This window comes from Enterococcus italicus DSM 15952 (assembly GCF_000185365.1).
Lineage (GTDB): Bacteria > Bacillota > Bacilli > Lactobacillales > Enterococcaceae > Enterococcus_G > Enterococcus_G italicus.
The window spans coordinates 1-604 of record NZ_GL622287.1 but is presented as its reverse complement, the minus strand read 5'-3'; the positions used below and the strand labels follow the sequence as shown (position 1 = coordinate 604).

The 604-nt window shown below is 33.8% G+C and carries 1 pseudogene; it reads right to left on the bottom strand.

The features are described from left to right. Nucleotides 1–208: pseudogene (locus HMPREF9088_RS11315) on the bottom strand (primase C-terminal domain-containing protein); the annotation flags it as partial. Nucleotides 209–604 lie beyond the last annotated feature (396 nt).

Sequence of the window (604 nt, the reverse complement as noted above, 5' to 3'; positions counted from 1 at the left end):
GATTATTGTTTTCGATCACCCCTTCTTCTGAAGTGATCACTAGTCCAATACCCTCGATCATGTGTTCCTTTGAACGGTAAGCAAAAATAGCCCCCTTACCCGACTGATCACTAAAAGAGACCGGTTTTAGGTGGCTGTTTTTATATTTAAACTTACGGATACCATTTTGTAATACTGTCGAATATACGACATCCAAAGAAGCTGCCATGACTGTTATTCCTTCCCAAACTAAAAGAGAACACAAATAATCTTAAAGATTTGTGTTCTCCCAATAGCTTAGAAGTCTTAAATGAATGACAAAATAAGCGTGTATATATTGAGTTGCTCGTCAAAAAATGGTAGAATAAATCTGTAAGTTCGGATTGTCAGTCCGAAAGACTTATCAAAATTACATAAGTGGTTGTCAGCCACTTACATAACTTCTGAGACGAGCGAGAACACATAGGCTTTTTATGTGATTCAGATAGAATAGTGAGGGCAATTTCACTTTTTTATCCGTCTCTTTTTTTATGTAATTTTCTTTTAAAGTGTAAACTTTTTTTAATGCTGTAAACCTTTTTTTTATACTACAAAGTTACCCTATTTTTAAACATTTGTAAAGATT